Below are 1,571 nucleotides of genomic sequence, written 5' to 3' on the forward strand. Positions count from 1 at the left end.
AAGGAAGAAACAGACCTTATTCCTTTAAACTAATACTTTAACTCGCCTTTTCCTTCGCCTTAGCCTTTTCGGTGTTAAATTATGTTGATTTTGAGTAAAAACTTTTGCAAAAAAAACGAAGATTGAATTGACAACAGATTAGCACCCTGGAAATAAATAGCCGGGAGACTTTTCATGCGAGTTCTAAAATAAAAATATTTTTTCTTGACACATAAAAATATTTTTGTATCTGTTCAGGTTCAACGTTCTAAGGTTCCCGGTTCAGAGTTATTTACCAGTTTCGACTGAACTATGAATCGAGATTCAGATATTTCACCCAATTTGCGTGTGGCGCCGGTAAGCCAACCAGGAACTGTGAACCTTGAACCTAACAACCTGAGTGGTTACATATTTTTTTTATATTATGCGCATGCAATAGCCTTCAGATTGTAATGCTCCCCAAAATTTAGACAGGTAATTAAGTTAAGAAATGCTTATATTACCATAACAAAAATGGGAGTATCATATGATGAATAAGAGAAATCGTTACAGCGCCGAATTCAAAGCAAAGGTAGCCGTCGAAGCTCTCAAAGAGCAAAAGACACTAACTGAATTAGCCACTCAGTTTCAGATTCATTCAGTTCAAATTTCAACCTGGAAAAAGCAGTTGCTCGATGGCGCTGCATTCATATTTAAAAATTCACTCAATAATCATCACAAGAAACAACAACATTTAGAAGACCAATTGTACCAAGAGATTGGCCGATTAAAAATTGAATTAGATTGGTTAAAAAAAAAATTATGACCGATCCTCTTGCTGCCAGACGTCTGATGATCGAACCTCTTAACAGCCAGATCAGCATTGTAAAGCAATGTGATCTGTTGGGAGTAAGTCGCTCGGGATATTATTATAACCCTTGTCCTGAAAGTCCGGAGAATTTGCAGATCATGCGCCTCATGGACGAACAATACTTAAGGACACCTTTCTATGGTGTCAGACGAATGCATGCCTATATTGTATATCAGGGGTATTTGGTCAATATCAAGCGAATCAGACGACTGCTTGGCTTAATGGGGCTGGAAGCTATTTATCCCAAGCCCAAAATTATTAAGCCACAGCCAGGCCATAAGATTTATCCTTATTTACTGAAAGGATTATCAATTAATAATGTAAATCAAGTGTGGAGCAGCGATATCACATATATTCCCATGAGATCAGGCTTTTTATATTTAGTGGCGATAATTGACTGGTATAGTCGTTATGTTTTGTCCTGGAGGATCTCCAATAGTCTGGATTCAACTTTCTGTGTCGATGCGTTAGATGAAGCTTTAGAGTTAGGCTGCCCGGAAATCTTTAACACGGATCAAGGTACACAATTTACCAGTGAAAGTCATACCGATCGCTTAGCGTCAAAAAAGATAAAAATCAGTATGGACAGTAAAGGACGAGCTATTGACAATGTTTTTATTGAGCGTTTATGGAGAAGCCTAAAATATGAATATGTCTATCTCAACGCTCCAGAAACCGGCAAAGAACTCTATCACGGACTAAATGATTATTTTAATTTTTACAATAATGAACGCCCTCATCA

2 protein-coding genes are annotated in these 1,571 nt (G+C 37.4%); both read left to right on the plus strand.

Translation table 11 applies throughout. The features are described 5' to 3' along the window. Window positions 1-505: 505 nt before the first annotated feature. On the plus strand, window positions 506-784 hold the full coding sequence (locus AB1414_20590) for a transposase (GenBank protein ID MEW6609808.1): 279 nt from the start codon (window positions 506-508) through the stop codon (window positions 782-784). Further along, a partial coding sequence (locus AB1414_20595) for an IS3 family transposase (GenBank protein ID MEW6609809.1) occupies window positions 781-1,571 on the plus strand: 791 nt, incomplete at its 3' end. The genes AB1414_20590 and AB1414_20595, both read left to right, overlap by 4 nt.

It is taken from the genome of bacterium (assembly GCA_040755795.1).
Taxonomy (GTDB): domain Bacteria; phylum UBA9089; class CG2-30-40-21; order CG2-30-40-21; family SBAY01; genus JBFLXS01.